Origin of the sequence: Enterococcus malodoratus ATCC 43197, from assembly GCF_000407185.1 — a bacterium.
In the GTDB taxonomy this organism is placed as follows: domain Bacteria; phylum Bacillota; class Bacilli; order Lactobacillales; family Enterococcaceae; genus Enterococcus_A; species Enterococcus_A malodoratus.
The window spans coordinates 256043-275648 of sequence record NZ_KE136482.1; the positions used below are offsets into that span (position 1 = coordinate 256043).

21 protein-coding genes, 1 pseudogene and 1 riboswitch are annotated in these 19606 nt (G+C 39.5%); of the genes and pseudogenes, 18 read left to right on the forward strand and 4 right to left on the reverse strand.

The window, feature by feature from the left end:
* Window positions 1-128: 128 nt before the first annotated feature.
* From I585_RS11085 to I585_RS11160, 16 genes and pseudogenes are all read left to right on the forward strand, one after another.
* Complete coding sequence (locus I585_RS11085) at window positions 129-410, forward strand: SemiSWEET transporter (protein ID WP_010741868.1); 282 nt, start codon at window positions 129-131, stop codon at window positions 408-410.
* A 461-nt stretch (window positions 411-871) separates the two neighbouring features.
* On the forward strand, window positions 872-1480 hold the full coding sequence (locus I585_RS11090; protein WP_010741869.1) for a hypothetical protein: 609 nt from the start codon (window positions 872-874) through the stop codon (window positions 1478-1480).
* Window positions 1481-1588: 108 nt separating this feature from the next.
* Window positions 1589-2290 carry a membrane lipoprotein lipid attachment site-containing protein gene (locus tag I585_RS11095; protein ID WP_010741870.1) on the forward strand — a complete coding sequence of 234 codons (702 nt, stop codon included), beginning with the start codon at window positions 1589-1591 and terminating at the stop codon, window positions 2288-2290.
* A gap of 23 nt (window positions 2291-2313) precedes the next feature.
* The gene (locus I585_RS11100) at window positions 2314-2904 is read left to right on the forward strand and encodes a DUF805 domain-containing protein (protein ID WP_010741871.1); all 591 of its coding nucleotides are present in this window, start codon (window positions 2314-2316) and stop codon (window positions 2902-2904) included.
* Between the two features lie 191 nt (window positions 2905-3095).
* Window positions 3096-3662 (forward strand): hypothetical protein, encoded by a 567-nt coding sequence (locus I585_RS11105; protein ID WP_010741872.1) that lies wholly within the window; start codon window positions 3096-3098, stop codon window positions 3660-3662.
* A 311-nt stretch (window positions 3663-3973) separates the two neighbouring features.
* Window positions 3974-4109: riboswitch (FMN riboswitch) on the forward strand.
* A 121-nt stretch (window positions 4110-4230) separates the two neighbouring features.
* Window positions 4231-5286: a bifunctional diaminohydroxyphosphoribosylaminopyrimidine deaminase/5-amino-6-(5-phosphoribosylamino)uracil reductase RibD gene (ribD, locus tag I585_RS11110; RefSeq protein WP_010741873.1), complete on the forward strand. Its 1056-nt coding sequence runs from the start codon at window positions 4231-4233 to the stop codon at window positions 5284-5286.
* Between the two features lies 1 nt (window position 5287).
* Window positions 5288-5890 carry a riboflavin synthase gene (locus I585_RS11115; RefSeq protein WP_010741874.1) on the forward strand — a complete coding sequence of 201 codons (603 nt, stop codon included), beginning with the start codon at window positions 5288-5290 and terminating at the stop codon, window positions 5888-5890.
* Entirely contained in the window at window positions 5853-7064 is a 1212-nt protein-coding gene (locus I585_RS11120) for a bifunctional 3,4-dihydroxy-2-butanone-4-phosphate synthase/GTP cyclohydrolase II (protein WP_051104533.1), read from the forward strand. The genes I585_RS11115 and I585_RS11120 overlap by 38 nt, the downstream gene beginning before the upstream one ends.
* A gap of 16 nt (window positions 7065-7080) precedes the next feature.
* Entirely contained in the window at window positions 7081-7542 is a 462-nt protein-coding gene (ribH, locus tag I585_RS11125) for a 6,7-dimethyl-8-ribityllumazine synthase (RefSeq protein ID WP_010741876.1), read from the forward strand.
* Between the two features lie 424 nt (window positions 7543-7966).
* A complete protein-coding gene (locus I585_RS11130; RefSeq protein ID WP_010741877.1) occupies window positions 7967-8437 on the forward strand; it encodes a PTS sugar transporter subunit IIB in 471 nt (156 codons plus the stop codon).
* 44 nt (window positions 8438-8481) lie between these two features.
* Window positions 8482-9273, forward strand: a complete 792-nt coding sequence (locus I585_RS11135) for a PTS mannose/fructose/sorbose/N-acetylgalactosamine transporter subunit IIC (RefSeq protein ID WP_010741878.1) — start codon at window positions 8482-8484, stop codon at window positions 9271-9273.
* Complete coding sequence (locus I585_RS11140) at window positions 9263-10099, forward strand: PTS system mannose/fructose/sorbose family transporter subunit IID (RefSeq protein ID WP_010741879.1); 837 nt, start codon at window positions 9263-9265, stop codon at window positions 10097-10099. The genes I585_RS11135 and I585_RS11140 overlap by 11 nt, the downstream gene beginning before the upstream one ends.
* A 26-nt stretch (window positions 10100-10125) precedes the next feature.
* Complete coding sequence (locus tag I585_RS11145) at window positions 10126-10941, forward strand: Cof-type HAD-IIB family hydrolase (protein ID WP_010741880.1); 816 nt, start codon at window positions 10126-10128, stop codon at window positions 10939-10941.
* A pseudogene (locus I585_RS11150) lies at window positions 10938-13121 on the forward strand (glycoside hydrolase family 31 protein). Before I585_RS11145 ends, I585_RS11150 begins: the two are co-directional and overlap by 4 nt.
* 25 nt (window positions 13122-13146) lie before the next feature.
* On the forward strand, window positions 13147-14169 hold the full coding sequence (locus I585_RS11155) for a LacI family DNA-binding transcriptional regulator (RefSeq protein ID WP_010741882.1): 1023 nt from the start codon (window positions 13147-13149) through the stop codon (window positions 14167-14169).
* Between the two features lie 23 nt (window positions 14170-14192).
* Window positions 14193-14612 (forward strand): PTS sugar transporter subunit IIA, encoded by a 420-nt coding sequence (locus tag I585_RS11160; RefSeq protein WP_010741883.1) that lies wholly within the window; start codon window positions 14193-14195, stop codon window positions 14610-14612.
* A gap of 161 nt (window positions 14613-14773) precedes the next feature.
* Here the strand turns inward: I585_RS11160 and I585_RS11165 are convergent, their stop codons facing one another.
* The 4 genes from I585_RS11165 to I585_RS11180 form a co-directional block, all read right to left on the reverse strand.
* Complete coding sequence (locus tag I585_RS11165; protein WP_010741884.1) at window positions 14774-15391, reverse strand: DUF2922 domain-containing protein; 618 nt, start codon at window positions 15389-15391, stop codon at window positions 14774-14776.
* Window positions 15392-15438: 47 nt separating this feature from the next.
* Window positions 15439-15822 carry a hypothetical protein gene (locus I585_RS11170; RefSeq protein WP_010741885.1) on the reverse strand — a complete coding sequence of 128 codons (384 nt, stop codon included), beginning with the start codon at window positions 15820-15822 and terminating at the stop codon, window positions 15439-15441.
* A 67-nt stretch (window positions 15823-15889) separates the two neighbouring features.
* The gene (locus I585_RS11175) at window positions 15890-16102 is read right to left on the reverse strand and encodes a DUF2922 family protein (RefSeq protein ID WP_010741886.1); all 213 of its coding nucleotides are present in this window, start codon (window positions 16100-16102) and stop codon (window positions 15890-15892) included.
* A 22-nt stretch (window positions 16103-16124) separates the two neighbouring features.
* Window positions 16125-16331, reverse strand: coding sequence for a hypothetical protein (locus I585_RS11180; protein WP_010741887.1), 207 nt, complete (start codon window positions 16329-16331; stop codon window positions 16125-16127).
* A 490-nt stretch (window positions 16332-16821) separates the two neighbouring features.
* Between I585_RS11180 and I585_RS11185 the strand changes: the two genes are divergently transcribed.
* Together I585_RS11185 and I585_RS11190 are read left to right on the forward strand one after the other, a co-directional pair.
* Entirely contained in the window at window positions 16822-18198 is a 1377-nt protein-coding gene (locus tag I585_RS11185) for a C69 family dipeptidase (RefSeq protein WP_010741888.1), read from the forward strand.
* 465 nt (window positions 18199-18663) lie between these two features.
* Window positions 18664-19455 carry a DUF4931 domain-containing protein gene (locus tag I585_RS11190; RefSeq protein WP_010741889.1) on the forward strand — a complete coding sequence of 264 codons (792 nt, stop codon included), beginning with the start codon at window positions 18664-18666 and terminating at the stop codon, window positions 19453-19455.
* Window positions 19456-19606 lie beyond the last annotated feature (151 nt).

Genomic DNA, 19606 nt, shown 5'->3' on the forward strand with positions numbered 1-19606 from the left:
ATAGTCGGCCTTTTTAATGAATTATCATGAATCCATTTTTAAGTTGATTTTCTATACCTTTTTCTATAATTTCGAATGATAAAATTAGCTTAGAAAATTCCGGATAATTGCTGAAAAGGTGGGAAACGATGATAGGAAGTATTGCAGGATTATTAACAACGATTGCCTTTGTCCCTCAAGTAATCAAGATATTGAAAACAAAGGATACGCGATCAATCGCATTTGAAACATGTCTCTTACAAGTTGCAGGTGTCTTTTTGTGGATCATTCATGGTTTAGTGCAGTCAGATACCGCGATTATCATGGCTAATGTCGTAACACTGTGCTTAACCAGTATCATCCTAGTTTGCAAACTGCTGTCCAGAAAACACGGTGTGGAAGTTGAGGCTGATGTTTTGAAGGATAAGTGAAATAGCAGAAATAGTGATAGTTTTTAGGGTGAAATTTCAATCATTTCTAACCCCCCTTCGATTATATTATCGAAGGGGGTTTTTATCTGTGTTGAAACATATTTGCTTATCCAAAGGCCATGGCGAAAAATTCCAATAAAAACAATATTCCGGAGAGTGAATTTGGTAAACACAAACAAAAATATCTATTTATAGAATTTATTCACTTTTTTTATATTTTAAACTTAAATTTTTGTTCTTTTTTACGTTAGAATATGATATTTTAAAGTGATTGAAGAATTTCTATCAAAAAGTATTTGTTCTTATAGAGAGTCAAAAAGAAGAAACTTATGAGGTATTCTGAAAAATGTTAAGGGTTTTGTTTGGATATGGTGAACATAAATAAGTGATTAATATTGGATAATCCCATTAAGTCATTGATTTTGTTAGATAGTGAAAAATAAAAGTGTTAGGAGAAGAAAATGAAAAAATGGATTGTGTTGGTATTGTTGGTAGGAATTTTGTCAGGTTGCGGGTCGGGTGGAGCGAAAGAAACAAGTGAAACAAAAAAACAGACAGAAACAGCCTCTACAACTGCGGCATCGAGCTCTAAAAAGGCGACATCAAGTTCTGAAAAGAAACTCAAGTTGACAGATGTTGATTTTCAAGTTGAAGGAACAGCCTACAAAATGAAAATTTTGGATAAGTGGGAGATCCTTGAAGACGAAGAATTCTCATTTAGCGCAGGTAATGAAGATGAGGCGGACGGTGTAATGGTTTATGGCATAAAAAAGACAGATGTCAATGATATTGAGATATTAAAAAATTCTTTGAGAGATGAATATGTTGCAGTGGATGATTTTCAAATAAAAGAGGAAACGATCAAAGAAGAAGCGTATCAAACTTCACATTATACCGGTGAGTTGCATAGTTTTGTTGGTGTAGCTGAGGGAGCGAATGCCGAACTTCGTTTCTATGTATTAGAGACGGAGACAGATTATGTCGTTGTTAACTTCTTTGGTCTGCCGTCATTCTTTGATAGAAACGAGGAACTTGTCACTGAGATGATGAATTCTTTTGTGGCTGTATAAGTAGAATGCGCATGAAGCTTGGATATACATATTCGAGTTTCATGCGTTATGTGTATACAAGACATGATTGTTGCACTCTGATAAAAGCAATGCAAAGGTGGTTTCTAAATGAAGAAATACTTATTCCCCCTCTTAATTTTATTTGCTATTTTAAGCGGCTGTTCAACAAAGTCCCCATCAATGATAACTCATGTAGATCAAAGCGATGGTCGGTTTGATTACATCACAGGAGAAGCACTGTCTGATATAAAAGGCGTTGTTTCTGTCAGAGAGGATGGGTTTAGAGATCAAGTTTCGATAAAAGGGAAAAAATTTGATCTTGCTATTCCGTCAGAAATTAGTGATAAAAAACTGAGACTCAAAGTTGCTTTAAAAAACGGACAAAAAACAATTCTTGAAATTAAGCTGCCGAAGAGAGCAGTAATTGATTCATACGATAATTTCGCTGATCGAATGAACGGGACTATGAATGACCTAGATGAAAATACTGAAACGAGGTTTCCTCTCACTACAAATGATGGCACTTTTATTGCTGATGACGAGAATGAAGTGCAAACCTGGATTCATGTTCGAGATAGTAAATTGGTCGGATTAAGTATGACCGCTGGAGCGGAAGCAGAGGAAGAACTAGCAGCGATTATTGTCTCTTTTATTTTAAGTTATGAGGTCAATAACGATAAGGTATATGAAGCGTTCAATAATTTTTTAGATTCTGGAAAAACAACCACGGTCACTGCTAGTGGGTATAAATTTAAATTTGATCATGGCGATAACAGAGTAACTATCGATATAATCAAATCAGTTGATTAAAGTGAACGATTAAAGGAGTTCTTGTGTTGATAAAGATTAATAAGGATATTTGTTATGTAAGTTTTCCTGCAGCAATTAAGCAATTCTTTACTGGTTATTTCGATTTTAAAGGCAGAACAACTAGAGCGGGGTATTGGTGGGTTATGGTAGTTTTTTTAATCCTCTCACTTCTTTCGATTCCTGTTCTCGTTTATCAATTTGTAAGTATGACAAGCATGCTCCTTCAGGGGATAGATGATGAACAGGCTCTGGATTACGGAACGAATAATTTGATGATGTTGATGATGGTCGCACTGGTCATATATTTATTAATCTTTTTTATTCCAAGCATGGCCTTGTTTACTAGACGATGCCGAGATGTTGGCTTTAGGGGACGAGGTGTTTTAGTGTTGTGGATCGTGTCTTTAGTATCAACGATATTTGCTTCAATGGGATTTTTTCTTTATATATTTCTTATTTATTTTTCTTATCAATCGGGGGCAGATATTCTTTTTGTGTATTTAAATTATATTATCGGAGTCTTCTTCTTCATTTTGACCGTACTCCCATCCGATTTCTTAACTACTAAATCTAAAAGTAAAATTGTCCGGTTCTTTTTTAGAGTAAAAATGTAGATATAACTGTACGAAGGAAACATACTTAGAAATATCTCCAGAATATAATGATCATTTCGTGGAGCATGAGCTAGGCGGAAATTTGTTCCAGTTGAAGGTTTTTATTAGTTAAGAAACTTTTGACAGGATGGTGTTAGACCAAACCATTGATGAAGCGGGAGCTATTATGAATAACCTATAAAGGAGAAAATATGATAAAGAAGTTAGTTGTATTGGGATTATTATTGTTGGTAGGTGACGGGTGTGCGACTGAAGATTCGGGAGCTACTGAAGAAACCCAGAAATCTCAAATGGTACAAGAAAGTAAACGGAAAATAGAAAAAAGAGAAGTAGTGGATGTGGTGGCAGAAAATGGGGAGATTTTCCATTATACGTTGCCAAAGGGCTGGGAAAAAAGAGTAGATGAAAAGTCTGATTTCTTTGCCAGCTCGAGCAAAGAAGGGGTGAATATTTTTATAAGTGATCATGGAGATTTTGAAAACTTTATGGCTTACCAAAATGCATTTATTAAAGGCATTGAATCTTTAGGAGATAACATGGTTGAGCAAGGAAACACGGTGGGAAAGGCGGGTATGTCAGGTGTTGAATTTGTGGTTGAAATGGATAGAGAAGGACAAAAATTCAAGACATTGATGTATGTTTTAGAAACGGAAAAGAATTACTTGGAAATCCATGCATCGACACATCGTAGTCGTTTCGATGGTAACCGAGAAGTACTTAAGGAAGCGGCTGACTCGCTTGAAAGAGCAGAAAAATAAGTGTTTTTTGTTATTAAAAGTCCTTACGCATTAGATATAGTGACACCAAAAAAGAGCGCTCAAAGCATTAATCTGCTTTGAGCGTTTTTAAAATAAAAAAGGTTACATTAGTTCATTGTTTATTTTTCGGACAACAGCACTGCTTAGCCCTATAGCTTCGGGTACTTGCGGATTTTTCAGCAAATTTTCGAGAGTTTTGTGGGAATAATCGTTCAGGAAAAATTTAAAAAGCGTGGTATACGATTGTTATTTTAAAAATTCTTCTGTTGACGCCTCAAAAAAAGAATAGTAGTATTTTTGGTGAATTGAATAGTAATCTTCGGGGCAGGGTGTAATTCCCGACCGACGGTGACAAGGCGTGCCTTGAAGTCCGTGACCCGCATATTTGCGGTTGATCCAGTGAGAATCTGGAACCGACAGTTAAAGTCTGGATGGGAGAAGAAAAACTTATCAGGAAATGGATGGGGAAAGTGTACACTTTTTTTGTCATCATTTCTTTGAGTTTGTCTGTTACGGCCTCGTGTATGTGCTTACACGGGGTCTTTTTGTTTGGAAAGGAGGAGATTGGATGCATGAAAAGTACATGGAGCTCGCGATTGATGAGGCGCTGAAGGGAAAGGGTAAAAATTTTACCAATCCATTAGTTGGCGCAGTCATTGTAAACGATAATCAGGTCATTGCAAGAGGCGGACATCTAGCTTATGGAGAGCCTCATGCAGAGAAAAATGCGATCCATTCATGTAAAACTCCCGAAAAACTATTCAACTCAACGATCTATGTGACACTGGAACCGTGTAATCATTATGGGAAACAACCGCCTTGTACGCAGGCCATTTTACAAAGCGGAATCAAACGGGTGGTGATCGGCCAGCTCGATCCGAATCCTTTAGTTGCTGGCAAAGGCAAACAGTTTTTGGAGGATCATGGAATCGAGGTGATCACCGGGATTTTGGAAAAAAAGGTCCAAAAATTGAACGGACACTATAATTTTTATTATGAGCATCAGCGTCCTTTTATTACGTTGAAACAGGCGATTTCGCTTGATGGGAAAATTGCTTTGGCCGGTCAAAGAACGGCTTTAACTGGAGCGGAAGCATCGGAAAAAGTTCATGAAGAACGCGGCGATTATCAAGCGATTTTGATTGGGAGCAACACAGCGCTGATCGATAACCCATCGCTGGGAACAACGAAATCCACCGCCTTTCCGCCTTATCGAATAATTTTAGACCGAAAAGGAGAGACTCTGAGTCATAAAGAACTGACTATTTTTCATGACGGAAGCAGTCCGGTGCTGATTTTTACTGAGAACATGCAAAAAGCTGATGTGCCGAAGCATGTAGAGGTTATCTGTGAAAAAGCGCTAACAATTCCCGTGGTTGTCTCGGAATTATTTAGTCGGACGATCCAATCTGTTTATGTTGAAGGGGGAGCGAAGATTCACGATGCTTTCCTGGCTAGCGGTTATTGGGATGAGCTGATTACCTATTTGACGCCGAAAATTATTGGCGGTGATGGGACTGCGAGTTTTACTAGCTCGCGGAGGACAGAGCAGGTGACGGCGATAAAAACTATTGCGATTGAAACCTTTGGCGAGGATCTAAGAATCACGGGAAGGAGAGGATAGAATGTTTACGGGACTCATTCAAGAAACCGGAAAAATTACCCGGCTCGTTTCTAGCGGCCGAACGATTTTACTGACTTGCCAGGCCTCAAGCGATTTATTGGTGGATTACAAAGTGGGAGATAGTATGGCGATCAATGGGGTTTGTCTGACGGCTGTGAAAAAAACGGAGCAAACATTTACCGTTGAGATCATGCCGGAAACTTATCAGCGAACGACCTTTTCCAAAGCGAAAATCGCTGACGAGGTAAACCTTGAACGTGCTTTAGCTTTCAACGGCCGCATAGAAGGGCACTTTGTCGCAGGGCATGCGGATACGACGACTAGATTGGCAGAAAAAAGAGTATTGGAGAATGCATTGATTCTGACCTTTGACTACCCGCAGGAGTTGGTGGGCGAGATCATTCCTCAAGGCTCCATCGCGATCAATGGTGTCAGTTTGACTGTGACAGGAGCAAACGCGCGCCGTTTCTCAGTTGGTTTGATTCCTCATTCGAAGGATCAGACCAATCTAGGGAAATTGAATCGTGGCGAGTTAGTAAATATCGAGACGGATTTGTTAGGTAAATATGTCAAAGCCCAAAGAAAGGAACAGCCTTATGAGTAAAAATAGTATAGATGCAGCAATCGAACACTTACGAAAAGGACAGCTGGTGATCGTAGCAGACGATGATGATCGGGAAGCCGAAGGGGATTTAGTCGGGATCGCGAACGTAGCGACCACGGCCACGGTGAATTTCATGACGAAGCACGCCAGAGGACTGATCTGCGCACCGATTTCCGAAAAGGTTGCCCAGCACCTGCAGCTTTCTGAGATGGTCGAAAGAAATACGGACAGCTTTGGCACAGCTTTTACTGTAAGTGTGGATCATCGTTCAACGACGACAGGAATTTCGGCAGGTGAACGCGCGCAGACGATTCAGGCATTGGCAGATCCGCAGACACAGGGGGCGGATTTCAACAAACCTGGACACATTTTTCCGCTGATCGGAAAAGCTGGTGGAGTATTGGAGAGAAGGGGACACACCGAAGCAGCTCTAGATTTGGCCAAATTGACCAATCAAAGTGAAGCCGCCTATATTTGTGAAATTTTAAATGACGACGGCTCAATGGCGCGGCGTCCGCAATTGGAAGAATTAGCGGAGCAGTGGGAAATGCTGCTGATCACGGTCGAAGAGCTGGCGAATTATTTTACGGAACAAGACCCAATTACCGTTCAATTACCGACAGAATACGGCGAATTCGAATTGACATTGTTTGAGGATTCGCAGCAACGAGAGCACTTGGTTCTTTCAAAAGGCGATATATCAAATCCAGCACAACCGTTGTTGGTACGTATTCATTCAGAATGCCTGACCGGCGATATTTTTGGCTCACATCGCTGTGATTGCGGCGAGCAGCTCCATGAAGCGCTGCGTTTAATCGAAGCAGAAGGAACTGGCGCTGTTTTATATTTGCGTCAAGAAGGCCGAGGCATTGGACTGAAAAACAAGCTGCGGGCTTATCAGCTTCAAGAACAGGGCCTGGATACCGTTGAAGCAAATGTTGCGCTTGGTTTTGAACCAGACGAACGCGAGTACCAATTTGCTTCAGAAATTCTATCGTCCTTCGGCATCAAGGACATCCGCTTATTGACGAATAATCCGGAAAAAATGAAGGAATTAGAAGCAAACGGCATCCATGTAAGTCAAAGAGTTCCCTTGGAAGTAGCCCCAGTCAAAGAAAATGTTAACTACCTAAAAACTAAGAAGGAAAAGTTTCATCACCTATTATCGATCTAAGAAAGGGAGAATTAAAATGCCACAATTTGAAGGAACATTTGAAGGTCAAGGAATCAAGGTTGGAATCGTTGTTGCCCGCTTCAATGAGTTCATTACCTCCAAACTTTTGAGCGGAGCGGTGGATAATTTGCTACGGCATGGAGTGCGAGAAGAAGATATCGATGTTTATTGGGTACCAGGCGCATTTGAGATTCCATTTATCACCAAAAAGCTAGTCAAATCCGATAAATACAGCGGCCTAATCACACTAGGCGCAGTCATCCGAGGCGCCACCACCCACTACGAACTTGTCAGCAATGAAGTCGCTAAAGGAGTCGCTCACATCGGTTTAGATTCAGAGATTCCCGTCATGTTTGGCGTCTTAACCACTGAAACGATTGAACAAGCCATCGAACGAGCAGGAACCAAGGCTGGAAATAAAGGTTCGGAAGCCGCACAAGGGCTGATTGAGATGGTTTCGTTGAATAGTGTTGTTTGATAGAGATTTTCACTTAAAAAATGACTACAAAACCTGCGATCGTTTAAATCGCAGGTTTTTTATTAAAGCAATCTTGTCGAACACCCCCATAAATCATGATAAAATCAACGATCAATTTCATGTTAGATTATTTCGGAGCATAATATCAAACTATCGGGCGAGGCGTATTGATTTATTATATGTACGAATGAAGTTTTACGTTAAACTTCATTGAAAAAAATTTTATTCTGATGATTATCTTAGAAATTACTAATTATCCACTCCTACGTTAGTTCAAGCAAACAAGAAAGTTTGATTTATCAAGGGTTTTTGGTGTTTATAAAGGAAATAAACATTTTTCTTGATAAAAGGGCTTTCATGTTTTATAATGACCTTGTAAGTTAGTTTAACGTTAAACCAAAAAACTATTAAAGGAGAGATTTTTATGCCGATTGCAGTTGCTCGAATTGACCAAAGAATGATTCACGGAATTGTAGTAAATCAATGGTTCGCTCATGTGCAGCCGAAAAGGTACATGGTGGTGGATGATTTAGTAAGTCAGGACGAAGTGCAAAAAGCCGCGATGCGTTTGTCAAAGCCTACCGGAACAGGGATGAGTATTATTGATACGAAAAAGGCCATTCATAATTTTAAAAATGGAAATTATGATAACCAAAAAGTCTTTTTGATTGTCAAGCAGCCAGAAACATTGATCAAGTTTTTAGAGGCAGGAATTGAGATTCCTCGGGTTGATTTAGGAATCATGTTTGATGCTGACGGAAAAGAGAAAATTTCTAAGTTCATTTCTCTTACTGAACAGGAGAAAAAGGATCTTGAGCGAATTCAAAACTTGGGTGTCCCGGTCTATATTAAGTATGTACCTGATGACCAAGATGAGCCTTATAGTACAAAATAAGAAATGATAACGCTTTATGTGAGCGGATAAAGAGAGGGATAACGATGCCAGATTTATTACAAAATATTTTAATTATCTTATTGGCGGTAATCATGACGTTGGATGTACAAGGGATCGCGGTAATGACAGGGTTTCCAGCAATTATAGGTTTATTTGCCGGGTTAATAATGGGCGATATGCAAACTGCAATGGTTATAGCTGGTACGTTTCAATTAATGAATTTAGGTGTTGCTGGTTTGGGCGGCTCTTCTGTTCCAGATTATGGGCTGGCAACTATTATTGGAACTTTTGTAGCTGTTCGAGCAGGAGTTGGAACGGGGACAGCGTTAGCAGTGGGGTTGCCAGTCGGCATGTTGGCTATTCAATTAGATGTTTTAGTAAAAATGGTCAATACTGCCTTTGCAATGAAAGCGAAGGAAGCCGCGAATGCCGGACACTTTAAAAAAATGAATTTATGGTTATGTGTCGGACCGATGTGTTTTGCTCTAAAACAAATTATACCGACGACAATTATGGTTTTCTTTGGAACAGATGCCGTTGAACTTATTTTAAAAGTAATTCCAAAATGGATGACAGAAGGGTTGAATATTGCTGGGGGAATGCTGCCGGTAGTTGGTGTTGCTTTGTTGCTCCACTATATGCCAGCTAAAAAGTACTTAACTTTTTTAGTTGCCGGATTCGTGTTTTCTGCCTATTTGAATCTGCCGGTTTTGGCAATTGGTTTGTTAGGCTTTAGCGCCGCATACTTTATCTTTAATGTTGAAATGAACAAAGCCGCAACAGTGACAAGCGGAACAATCAATACTCAAGTGGAGGGTGACGATTATGATGAATAATGCAGTAGAAGGCAAGCAACCGAATGAACCAATCTTGACCAAAAAGGATCGTCACAAGGCGGCGTTGCGCTATATGTTTATGGGGGTAAATAATTTTAATTATGAAACGCAACAGGGTCCAGCAGTGGTCTTTTCATTGAACAAAGCTTTACGAAAAATCTATTCGGATGATCAAGAATACATTGAATCGTTGAATAACCATTTTAAATACTTTAATACGACGACTGCCATGGCTAATATCATTCTCGGTGCTAGCTTGGCAATCGAGGAGCGAGACGGCGGTAAGTCAATTGAATCGGTGCAATCACTGAAAACGTCATTGATGGGACCATTTGCAGGGGTTGGCGATACGTTGATTTGGATCTTGATACCCACGATTTTGGGTTCGATTTCTGGTTATATGGCCTTAGAAGGAAACCCAGTCCGAGCAGTCATGTGGCTTGTTTTCAATCTTATCTTTGCCTTTGTGAAGCTAAAGCTTTGGGATTTAGGCTACTCATCGGGAGTCAAGCTTGTGACCACTTTAGGTGAAAAATTGACTATTTTTACTGAAGCTGCCTCTGTTATGGGATTAACCGTAGTAGGAGCGTTAATTTCTACCGCAGTAAAAGTCCAAACTGGTCTGACTTTTAAAACAGGTGCTGTAAAATTGCCGCTTCAGTCAGATGTTTTGGATAAAATCATGCCCGCGTTATTACCAGTATTGCTGACGATCGTTGTCTATAAATTAATTGGCAGTAAAAGATGGACGACTACCAGAATTATTGTTTTGCTAATTGTCATTTCAATGGTTGGTGCATTTTTCGGAATATTAAAACCGATGTAAAAAAATCAACGAAAGGACTGAATAAAATGAGTGAAATCCAATTAATTGTGATTGATCTAGATGGTACCTTATTAAATGCACAAAAAGAAATAACTGCAAGGAACATAGAAGCCATTCGACAGTCCTCTGCTAAAGGGATAAAAATCGCGATTGCTTCTGGGAGACTTTATCCTGACATTGTTCGACTATTCAATCGGGAACTGCAGGTTTCAGGGTACAAAATTTGTTTGAATGGTTCGTACATTTTAAATGAAGAAAATCAAGTGATCTCAAAAACTAGGATCGAGCGATCATTGCTGAATAAAATTTTCGAGATCGCCTACAACAACGAAGTCAGCCTCTTTTGTAACGGTCTGATATACAGTGTCAATTTTGCCGGTATAGATTCGGATGAAAGTGTACTTAATGGTCGTACTCTATGGGTGAAAGACAGCGACGAATTTAATCAAAAATTAGATGAGATGGCTTTAAATATATATAAGTTTGGCCTTCACTCGACAAATTTGGATCGACTAAAAGAAGCTGTAGAAGACCTCCGAGCTTTAGGAATTTCAATGGTACGAACAGAGACTTATTTTTTTGAAGGTGCCAATCAAGGCATCAATAAGTTCGAGGGAATTAAACAGGTTGCTCAATCATTAGGAATTTCTACTAAAAATATCCTGGCGATCGGTGATCAAGAAAATGATTTCGAAATGATTAGAAATGTAGGATTTGGTGTTGCTATGGGAAATGCTATTCCCGCCATCAAGTCTGTTGCGAAATATATAACAAATACAAATGAGAGAGACGGAGTAGCGCAAATCATTCATGATTTGATACTCAAGGAGGATGACGCATGAACATTGTCCAAGGAGCGTATTATCGCTTTACAGTGATTACAAATAAATTATGTCGCGTAGAATATTCAAAAACGGGGAAATTTGAAGATCGGCCGACGCAGTTTGTTCAGGAACGGGATTTTGGAGAAGTTGATTACACCGTTAAGGAAAATAATGGGGGACATCTCGTTGAAATTATAACGGATTCATTTCACCTGTATTATGATGGGGGAGATTTCTCGGCATCCAGCTTATACATCGATGCAAAGTATAATTATGGCACCTATTTTTCAAGGTGGCATTTTGGCGAAAGTGATAAAAAAAATCTGCTTGGAACGGTTGAAACACTAGATGGCATTGATGGGGAGGTTCCGTTAGAGCCGGGGATTCAAAGTAAAGATGGTTTTAGTTACATTGATGATACGGGGTCATTTGTTCTATTGGAGGATGAATTTATTCCAAGGAATCCACAAGAAGTCGACGGATACTACTTTGCTTATGGACATGATTATCGCAAAGCATTGAAGGATTTTTATCGTTTATCTGGGAAAACGCCTATGATTCCGCGCTATGCGTTAGGAAACTGGTGGAGTCGTTACTATAAATACACCCAGGAAAGCTACTTGCAATTAATGGATCGGTTTGAAGCGGAGCAGATCCCAATCAGTGTTTCGGTAATTGATATGGATTGGCATAAAACGGATATTCCTGAACGTTTTGGTTCTGCTTGGACAGGGTATTCTTGGAATAGAGAGCTGTTTCCAGATCCTGTGAAATTATTTGAGGAGCTCCATTCTAGGGGAAAGCATGTCACGTTGAATGTACACCCAGCAGCTGGAATCAGAGCATTTGAAGATAGTTATCCTGCGGTTGCCGAACGGCTGCAGCTTGATCAAACCGCTGAAGAGCCGGCAATCTTTGATTTCAGTAATCCTGTATTTAGAGAGAGTTACTTTGAAGATGTTCATCATCCAATTGAAGAACAGGGTGCAGATTTTTGGTGGGTAGATTGGCAGCAAGGAGATAGTCGTGACAAGTCGAAGGTAGAGCCATTATGGGCGTTAAATCACTATCATTTTCTGGATAACAGCAAACGAAATCATGGCGACGGATTATTACTTTCTCGTTATGCAGGACCGGGTTCACATCGCTATCCATTAGGTTTTTCGGGAGATACTCAAATAACTTGGGCATCGTTAGCTTTTCAGCCATATTTTACTGCGACAGCAACGAATATTGGGTATACTTGGTGGAGTCATGATATTGGCGGTCACTACAAAGGTTCCTACGATGCACAATTGTCGTTACGATGGTTACAGTTCGGAGTTTTTAGTCCAATCAATCGTTTGCATAGTTACGATAATCCTTTTGTTGGAAAAGAACCATGGAGTTTTCCTATCCAGATCGAACGAGCCATGAGCAATTTCTTGCGCCTTCGTGGAAAACTGATTCCTTACTTGGATACAGCAAATTATCATACGAGTTTCTCTGGTCAAGCACTGATCGAACCAATGTATTATCAATATCCTGATGAACGAGAAGCTTATGAGTTTTCTAATCAATATCTTTTCGGCAGCGAGATGTTTGTTGCACCGATTACAACGCCGACAATAGAAGATATTGGCATGAGTACGGAAAATGTCTGGCTGCCTGAAGGAGTTTGGTATGATTTCTTTAGCGGTCTAAGGTATCAAGGCGGAACGAAAATCAAAGTGTGCCGAGATATCGATTCGATCCCCGTATTTGTCAAAGCCGGAGGGATCGTTCCATTAAATGAGAACTATATGGAAGACCCAAGCAAGCTGCCAGAAACAATTAGTGTTCAGGTTTTTCCTGGAAAAGACAACTGTTACTCTATGTTTGAACATGTAGGAGAACATATTGCAGAAACAATTTTTGAATATAATGAAAAAAGTAGACAGTTAACCTATACTGTAAATGATCCAGAAAACATTCTTCCAGAGAACAGAGAAATAAAAACGATCATTCATAATGTTGAAGAAAACCAAAATGAGTTGGTTAAGGCGGAGATTATGAGACGGTTGCAATTTACTAAAATGAGTTTCACAGCGAAAAAAGAGGTTTTCCGTTTTCTTCCGACAGCTTTCGCCAATCCGTAAAAATTCTCAAGTTATATTGAAACAATCGAGCATTCTGCAATTCGAACAATGCTGGCGGAGATGAGCTATCTAATCGAATAATGGAAAGTTTAGAAAGGTTGATGAAATGAAAGTAACGATCAAAAAAATAGCTGAAGAAGCCGGCGTATCAGTTACGACCGTTTCAAATGTAATAAACAATCGCTCGCATCGAGTCAGCAAGGAGAAACTTGCGCTGATTAACTCGATCATAAAAAAATACAATTACACGCCGAATCAAAATGCTCGGTCGCTCGTTAAAGCTCCAAGCAAGCTAATTGGACTGATCTATTATTCCAAACGTCATAGTCGGAATATTGTGAACCCCTTTGTATCTGAAATTCTTTCAGGTGTTGAATATGAGGCGAAAGAACAAGATTATTTCGTGCTCTTTCACAATGTTCAAAAAGCTGAGGATTTAATCAAAATTCAAACAAACTGGAAATTCGCAGGGTTTGTCATCGTCGGTGTGCCTTCTGGAATGTTTAAGGAAATCGATCAATTATTAGAGGTTCCTGTGGTGTACATTGATACTGTATTGGACGCACCAGACTTGCGAACCGCTTTATCAAATCCGAATACGATGTTTGTCAACACAGAGGATTCTGAACTAGAGGCTATTGCAACGAGGCATTTGATTGAGAAAGGACACAAAAAAATCGGGTTTGTTTCTCGAGGATTTGATGAACAGGAACCGAGTGTCAATGAGCAGCGGTATGCTGGATACAAAAAGGCGATGCTGGAAAATGGTTTGACAGAGCTGTCAAAAATTGAGCGTTCACAAAAGGTTCATTTTGAAGACTTTTTATCAGAGTTAAACGAGTTGACTGCGGTCGTCGTCACGGAAGATTTTCTTGCGATTGAGTTGATTAAATTTTTGAAAGATCATCAGTTGATGTTATCTGTAGTAGGAATCGATGATATTGAGTTCGCCTCGTTGGTAGAACCACCTTTAACAACGATTCGAATTGACCATGCGGAAAAAGGGTCGATTGCGATCAATAAATTGATTGCTAATATTTCTGAAACGTTCGCGGGGCAATTCACAAGTGTGAACGGAGAATTAATTGTTCGAGAATCGGTTAAGGACATCTCCGAATCAATCGATTAAAGCTGCGAGAAATAGGAGGAAATATGAGAAAAATTATTTTAGCAAGTCATTTGAATTTTGCCAAAGGCTTAGAAGAAACGGTAAAGTTTATTATGCCGAATACAACTGAGATCATCACGATTACGGCATATACAGAAAACATTCCAGTAGAAGAAGAAATTGCGGAGCATCTAGCAGATTTAACGACTGATGATGAGGCAATAATTTTCACGGATCTACTTGGAGGGTCAGTTAACCAAGCCTTTGTCCCATATTTATCCAAACCACATATCCATGTAATTACAGGAATGAATTTGCCGGTCATTATGACTGTTTTACTGGGATTGACCGATGATTATGCGGATCAAGCATACTTTGAAAAGGCCGTTACAGAAGGTCGCGAGCAAATACTGTATGTAAATTCTTACCTATCAGAGCAGATGCTCGATGAAGAAGACGAGTAAACTATAAAAAGCTCTAGAAATGATGTGAAAACAGTCATTTCTAGAGCTTTTTTCTGTGTAAATTTCTCCATCTATTATGGCTTCCGCTCACTCAAACTATAGCTGAAGAAGTGAGTGGAAGTAACCTACGCAAATGTATTTAATTTAGAGAAAGGCAGAATTTAGTTGGATGATTCTGGATCACGGGAATGAATATCCGGGTCGTCCTTGTTTCGATTCTTCTTTCTTCGAATCCATTGGAGAAAGCTTTTTCGTGTACGTGATTGTTTAACAGAATCAGGTTGTGTGACATCTTCTATAGGCTCGCTGACAGAATTGTCTTCTATTTTCGGAATGGCCGGTTCTCCGATTTGTGGTGTATTTATTAATAACGAAGGGTGTCTACTCGGTATTTCTGTGGGGCCTTCAAGCTTCTTTGCGATCGCATTTCTTGAAGGTTCGAATAAATAGTCGTAATTGTTTCCAGTTTTGACACGTGGCAACTCCGTTGGTTGTGCTGTTTTTACAGATGCTTTGCGCTGTTCGAGAGATTCATTTTTCTCGATTTTCGGATCGTTTTTCACATCAAAAATCTCAGTCTCTTTGGTTGTCACGATCTTCGCCGTCACTACGGAATCAAATAGTTTTACGCCGTTTTGTTCAAAAATATCTAAGCTGGTCAATAATTCGCAAGCCTCTTTGATCACTTGTGGCGGCAGATCGGCATTCACATCTTTATATGTCCAATCGTGTTCTTTGCCCAGACCGTTGGTAAATGTTGTCACTAAATCCTTTTTCATTTTTTTGCTTCCTTTCTTAAATTTTTATTTGCGCAGGTAAGTTAATCTCAAGGTTCATTTGTTTCGTCGGGGCGGGCAAAGGGTATCAATGAGCGGAAGAATGACATAGCCTTCTGACCAAAATTACGGACAGGAAACACTTTCGAATTCAACGCTCGCCATTCAGGTGCCATAAAGTAATCTTTGAAGTAATAGAAAAATCGCTTCATCGTGCGAGTCGCTTTTGTATGCATGAAAATTTCTCGGACAAGATCCTTTAGAATGTGGGCAAACTCCTCTGCACCGAGTTGATACCGTACTCGCAAGGTTAAGATATATTTGATTGTTAAGCTGCTGTTTTGTGTCTTGTAATAGTTTTCAGTAATTCTTTTTTCTAAGGTTTTTGATTTTAAGTTGAAAAGTTGTCGGTGAGACAAAGTTTGTTCATTCATGGGATTCTTATCCTCTCTTTCTTAGTTGGAGGAGGGCGGATGCGCCGCCGCTCCTCATTCACCTAGTTTAAAAAATAATTGTTTCTACCGTTTCTACATATTTCGCGCTAACGACTTCGTTAAAAAGTTTTTCGTCGTCCTTTTCAAATAGGTGAAGCAGGGTGAAGCGTTCTAAAATGCCTCGGATTTCTTCGGTTGATTTTCCTTCGCCAGGATCGGCATAGCTCCATGTTTGTGAGCGGCCAGCGCTGGTTTTAAAGATTGATACGATTTTTTTCATTTTTTGTTTTCCTTTCCATTAATTATTTAGTCACTCGCGATTGGCTAGTGATGATCACGCCATCAAGTAATGTGCCGTCTTTGTCTAAGTCCTTCATGATTTCGCCTAATTGGATGATTTCATTTTCATCTGGATCATCGACCACATTTGCGAAAGTGACCTTCTTTAATTTCTGTACCCCTAGTTGAGATAAGTGAACTTGTAATTTAGTGCCTAACTTTTGAATCATTTTAACGCCTCCATGTTTTGTATTTTTTGTTCCGGCCGGTGACTCAACGATAAAGCACAAAACAAAACTAGGTCAAAGTCGCGAAAATTGCATTTCGGGAACAAAATTGCAGGCTTTTTGTGCATTTATTTTTCAAAAACCTTGATTTCATCGGGTTTGTAAAAAAGAGAGAGGAGAAATGGCTGTATTTTTCACGGCGAAATGCAAGTTTGCCTAATTTGACATAGAGTACCTCTATGTGCATAGTAGATAAATATTGATATAGCAGTGTTCTTATTGAAAAGAGCGCACGATTTCCGAGAAAACAGCAGCAGAATTTTTCTGTAACTGATACCCAATTTAATCTTTTCTTAAGGGTTTTGAGAATACCGATAGGAGAAAAGATGGACAAAAAAACTGATCACAAGGCATTTCATCTAGTATAATGATTCAATACTCCTGACTAATGATTCTGCAGGAACGAGAATACGACGAACAGAGAGGAGAACAAATGAAGAGAAAGAATAAAGCTTGTACGACCCTATTAGTTGGGAAAAAGGCTGCCAGTGATGGTTCAACAATGATCGCGCGTATCGAGGACGGTTTTGAGAAGCCTAATCCGCAACATTTCGTTGTGGTTTCCCCAGAGCAGCAGCCCCGCCGCTATTGTTCTTCCATTACTTCATTCGAGCTTGAACTGCCGCAAAATCCCTTGCGCTATACATCTACTCCTGATTTGGATGATCGTTTCGGCATTTGGGCCGGTGGAGGGATCAATAGTCAGAATGTGGCCATGACAGCATGCGAAACGATCACTAATAATGATCGGATATTGGCGATTGATCCGTTGGTTGATACTGGGATAGGTGAAGCGGATTTCATTACCTTGGTCTTACCATACATCCATTCTGCAAAAGAGGGCGTGCTGCGTTTAGGAAAGCTGATCGAAACGTACGGAACCTATGAAATAAATGGCATTGCGTTTTCAGACAGTGACGAGATCTGGTATTTAGAAACGATCGGAGGCCATCATTGGGCGGCGGTTAGAATTCCAGATGAGGCATTTGTCCTTGTGTCGAATCGTTTAGCGATCGATCACTTTGACTTTAATTCTCCAGACAATTTATCCGCCACGGGACTACAAGATTTGATTGAAAAACACCAGTTGAATCCAACGAATGATGAACTAAATTTGAGGGATATTTTTGGGACTTTTACAAATGGGGATCAGCACTACAACAACCCTAGAGTTTGGTATATCCAGAAAGTCTTTTGTAAAAACAACTCGTCCCATCCTGAAGATCAGGACTTGCCATTCCTAGCGTATCCGGATAAAAAGCTGACTATTGAAGATGTTAGATGGGCTCTTAGCTCCCATTATCAAAATACCCCTTACGATCCTTACGGAGAAGGGGAGATGAGCGACAAATCACGCTACCGTTCCATTGCTTTGAATAGAAATGAAGAGACACATATTCTTCAGATCCGAAATAATGTTTCCAAAGAAATAGCGGCGATTCATTGGTTGGCCTTTGGACCGAATACGTTTAATACGCTGGTGCCTTTTTATGCAAATATCACTCAGACACCAACGATATTTAATGAGATTGGGAGCACATTTAAGGCGAATGACATCTATTGGTTGAGTAAGGCAGCGGCACTACTTGGGGATTCAAATTTCTCTCGGTTTGAAACTTTGAGGGATGAAACAGTCTCAGAAGCAATGATCGAATATAGGAAAATCCAATTAGCAACTGATTCATGCGAGGTGGAGGACGGTCAAATGATTCAAGACCATCTAGAAATCGCCAATAACAAAATGGCAGAGATTGCACTCACAAAGATGAATGAACTTTTGGGAGAAATGATAAAAAGATTGGGAAAATAGTTCATCATGTGATGGATACCGAAAAGGTTCCTAAGAAATTGATGGTTCCTTCAAACATTTTTCCCTCCAAAGTACTGTAGGATATTCGCAGAGAAGTAGTAGTGATGCAAATGAGAAGGCCTATTTAATGGGTCTAAAAATTTGTGATCGTGATTGTCGAAAATACAGAGGTAGAAAAAAAGTTAAATACTGAGCCACACTACGCAACTCAGAAATTGAGTTGCGTAGTTTTTTGAATATTAAAAGAACTTCCTAATCAAAAAAATCCTGTCAATGTAGGTCATGATAAAAAAGACAATATATTCAAATGGAAGAGATTCATTACATAGCAAAAAATGCTATCATGGGAAATAGTGATTGTTTGTTTTATTTAAGAAGCAAACACAGCTAGTTCATTTTGAAATTCCGCCGGTATATTTGGCGCGTCACAATAATAAACAGGATTATATAAGGAGTTGCTTATTTATGGAAAATAAAAATGAGGAGCGGGCGTTGGTCTTTTTGCCGCAGGCTGCTAATGGGAAGCCTCAACATATGGGGGCTGAAAAAAATGGCTGTCCTTTTTGCGATTATGCAGAAGAGGAGAATATTTTAAGAAGAGAAAAAGAAATGCTGTGGATTCGCAATAAATACCAAACGCTGCAGGATACATTTCAGACGATTATTATTGAAAGTAATGACCATAATAAGGATATCTCCACTTATACAACAGCGGAAAATCGAGAATTATTCAACTTTGCATTTGAATGCTGGTTAGAAACGAAAAAAGATCCGCAGTTTGAATCTGTGCTGTTTTATAAAAATCATGGGCCATTATCAGGCGGCAGTTTAAAGCATCCGCATATGCAAGTTGTAGGGTTAAAAAAGCTTGATGGAGAAGCGCAGGTTCATGCTGATAACTTTACTGGGATAAGCGTTTTGTCGCAAGATAATGTGGAGATTAATTTCTCAACCATGCCTGTAATGGGATTTTTAGAAATCAATATTATTGTTGATGCGAAAGAGCCAACAGCTATCAATAGTTTGGCGGATTACGTGCAAAAGACAGTTGGTTATGTATTGAAGGACTATCATCATGGTCGATGTGATAGCTACAATTTATTTTTCTTTGAAGAAGCAGGAAAGTACATCGTCAAATTAACTCCGCGTTTTATCGTATCGCCATACTATGTCGGATATAAAATAGCTCAAAATTTTTCTGAGGAGCATCTGCTGGCTTTGCGAGAAGAGTTTAGAGAAAGTTTGTTGGATGAGTAACGAATACGTTAAGAATTAAAAAATCAGAAACAGAACTGCGTAATAGAGATTTAACGATGACGGATTCGCTAGATAAATTGAAATAAGGTTAAGGCAAAGTTGTAGTTTTTACTTTGCTTTAACCTTTTTTCTTTTTGTTCGTTAATTCGTT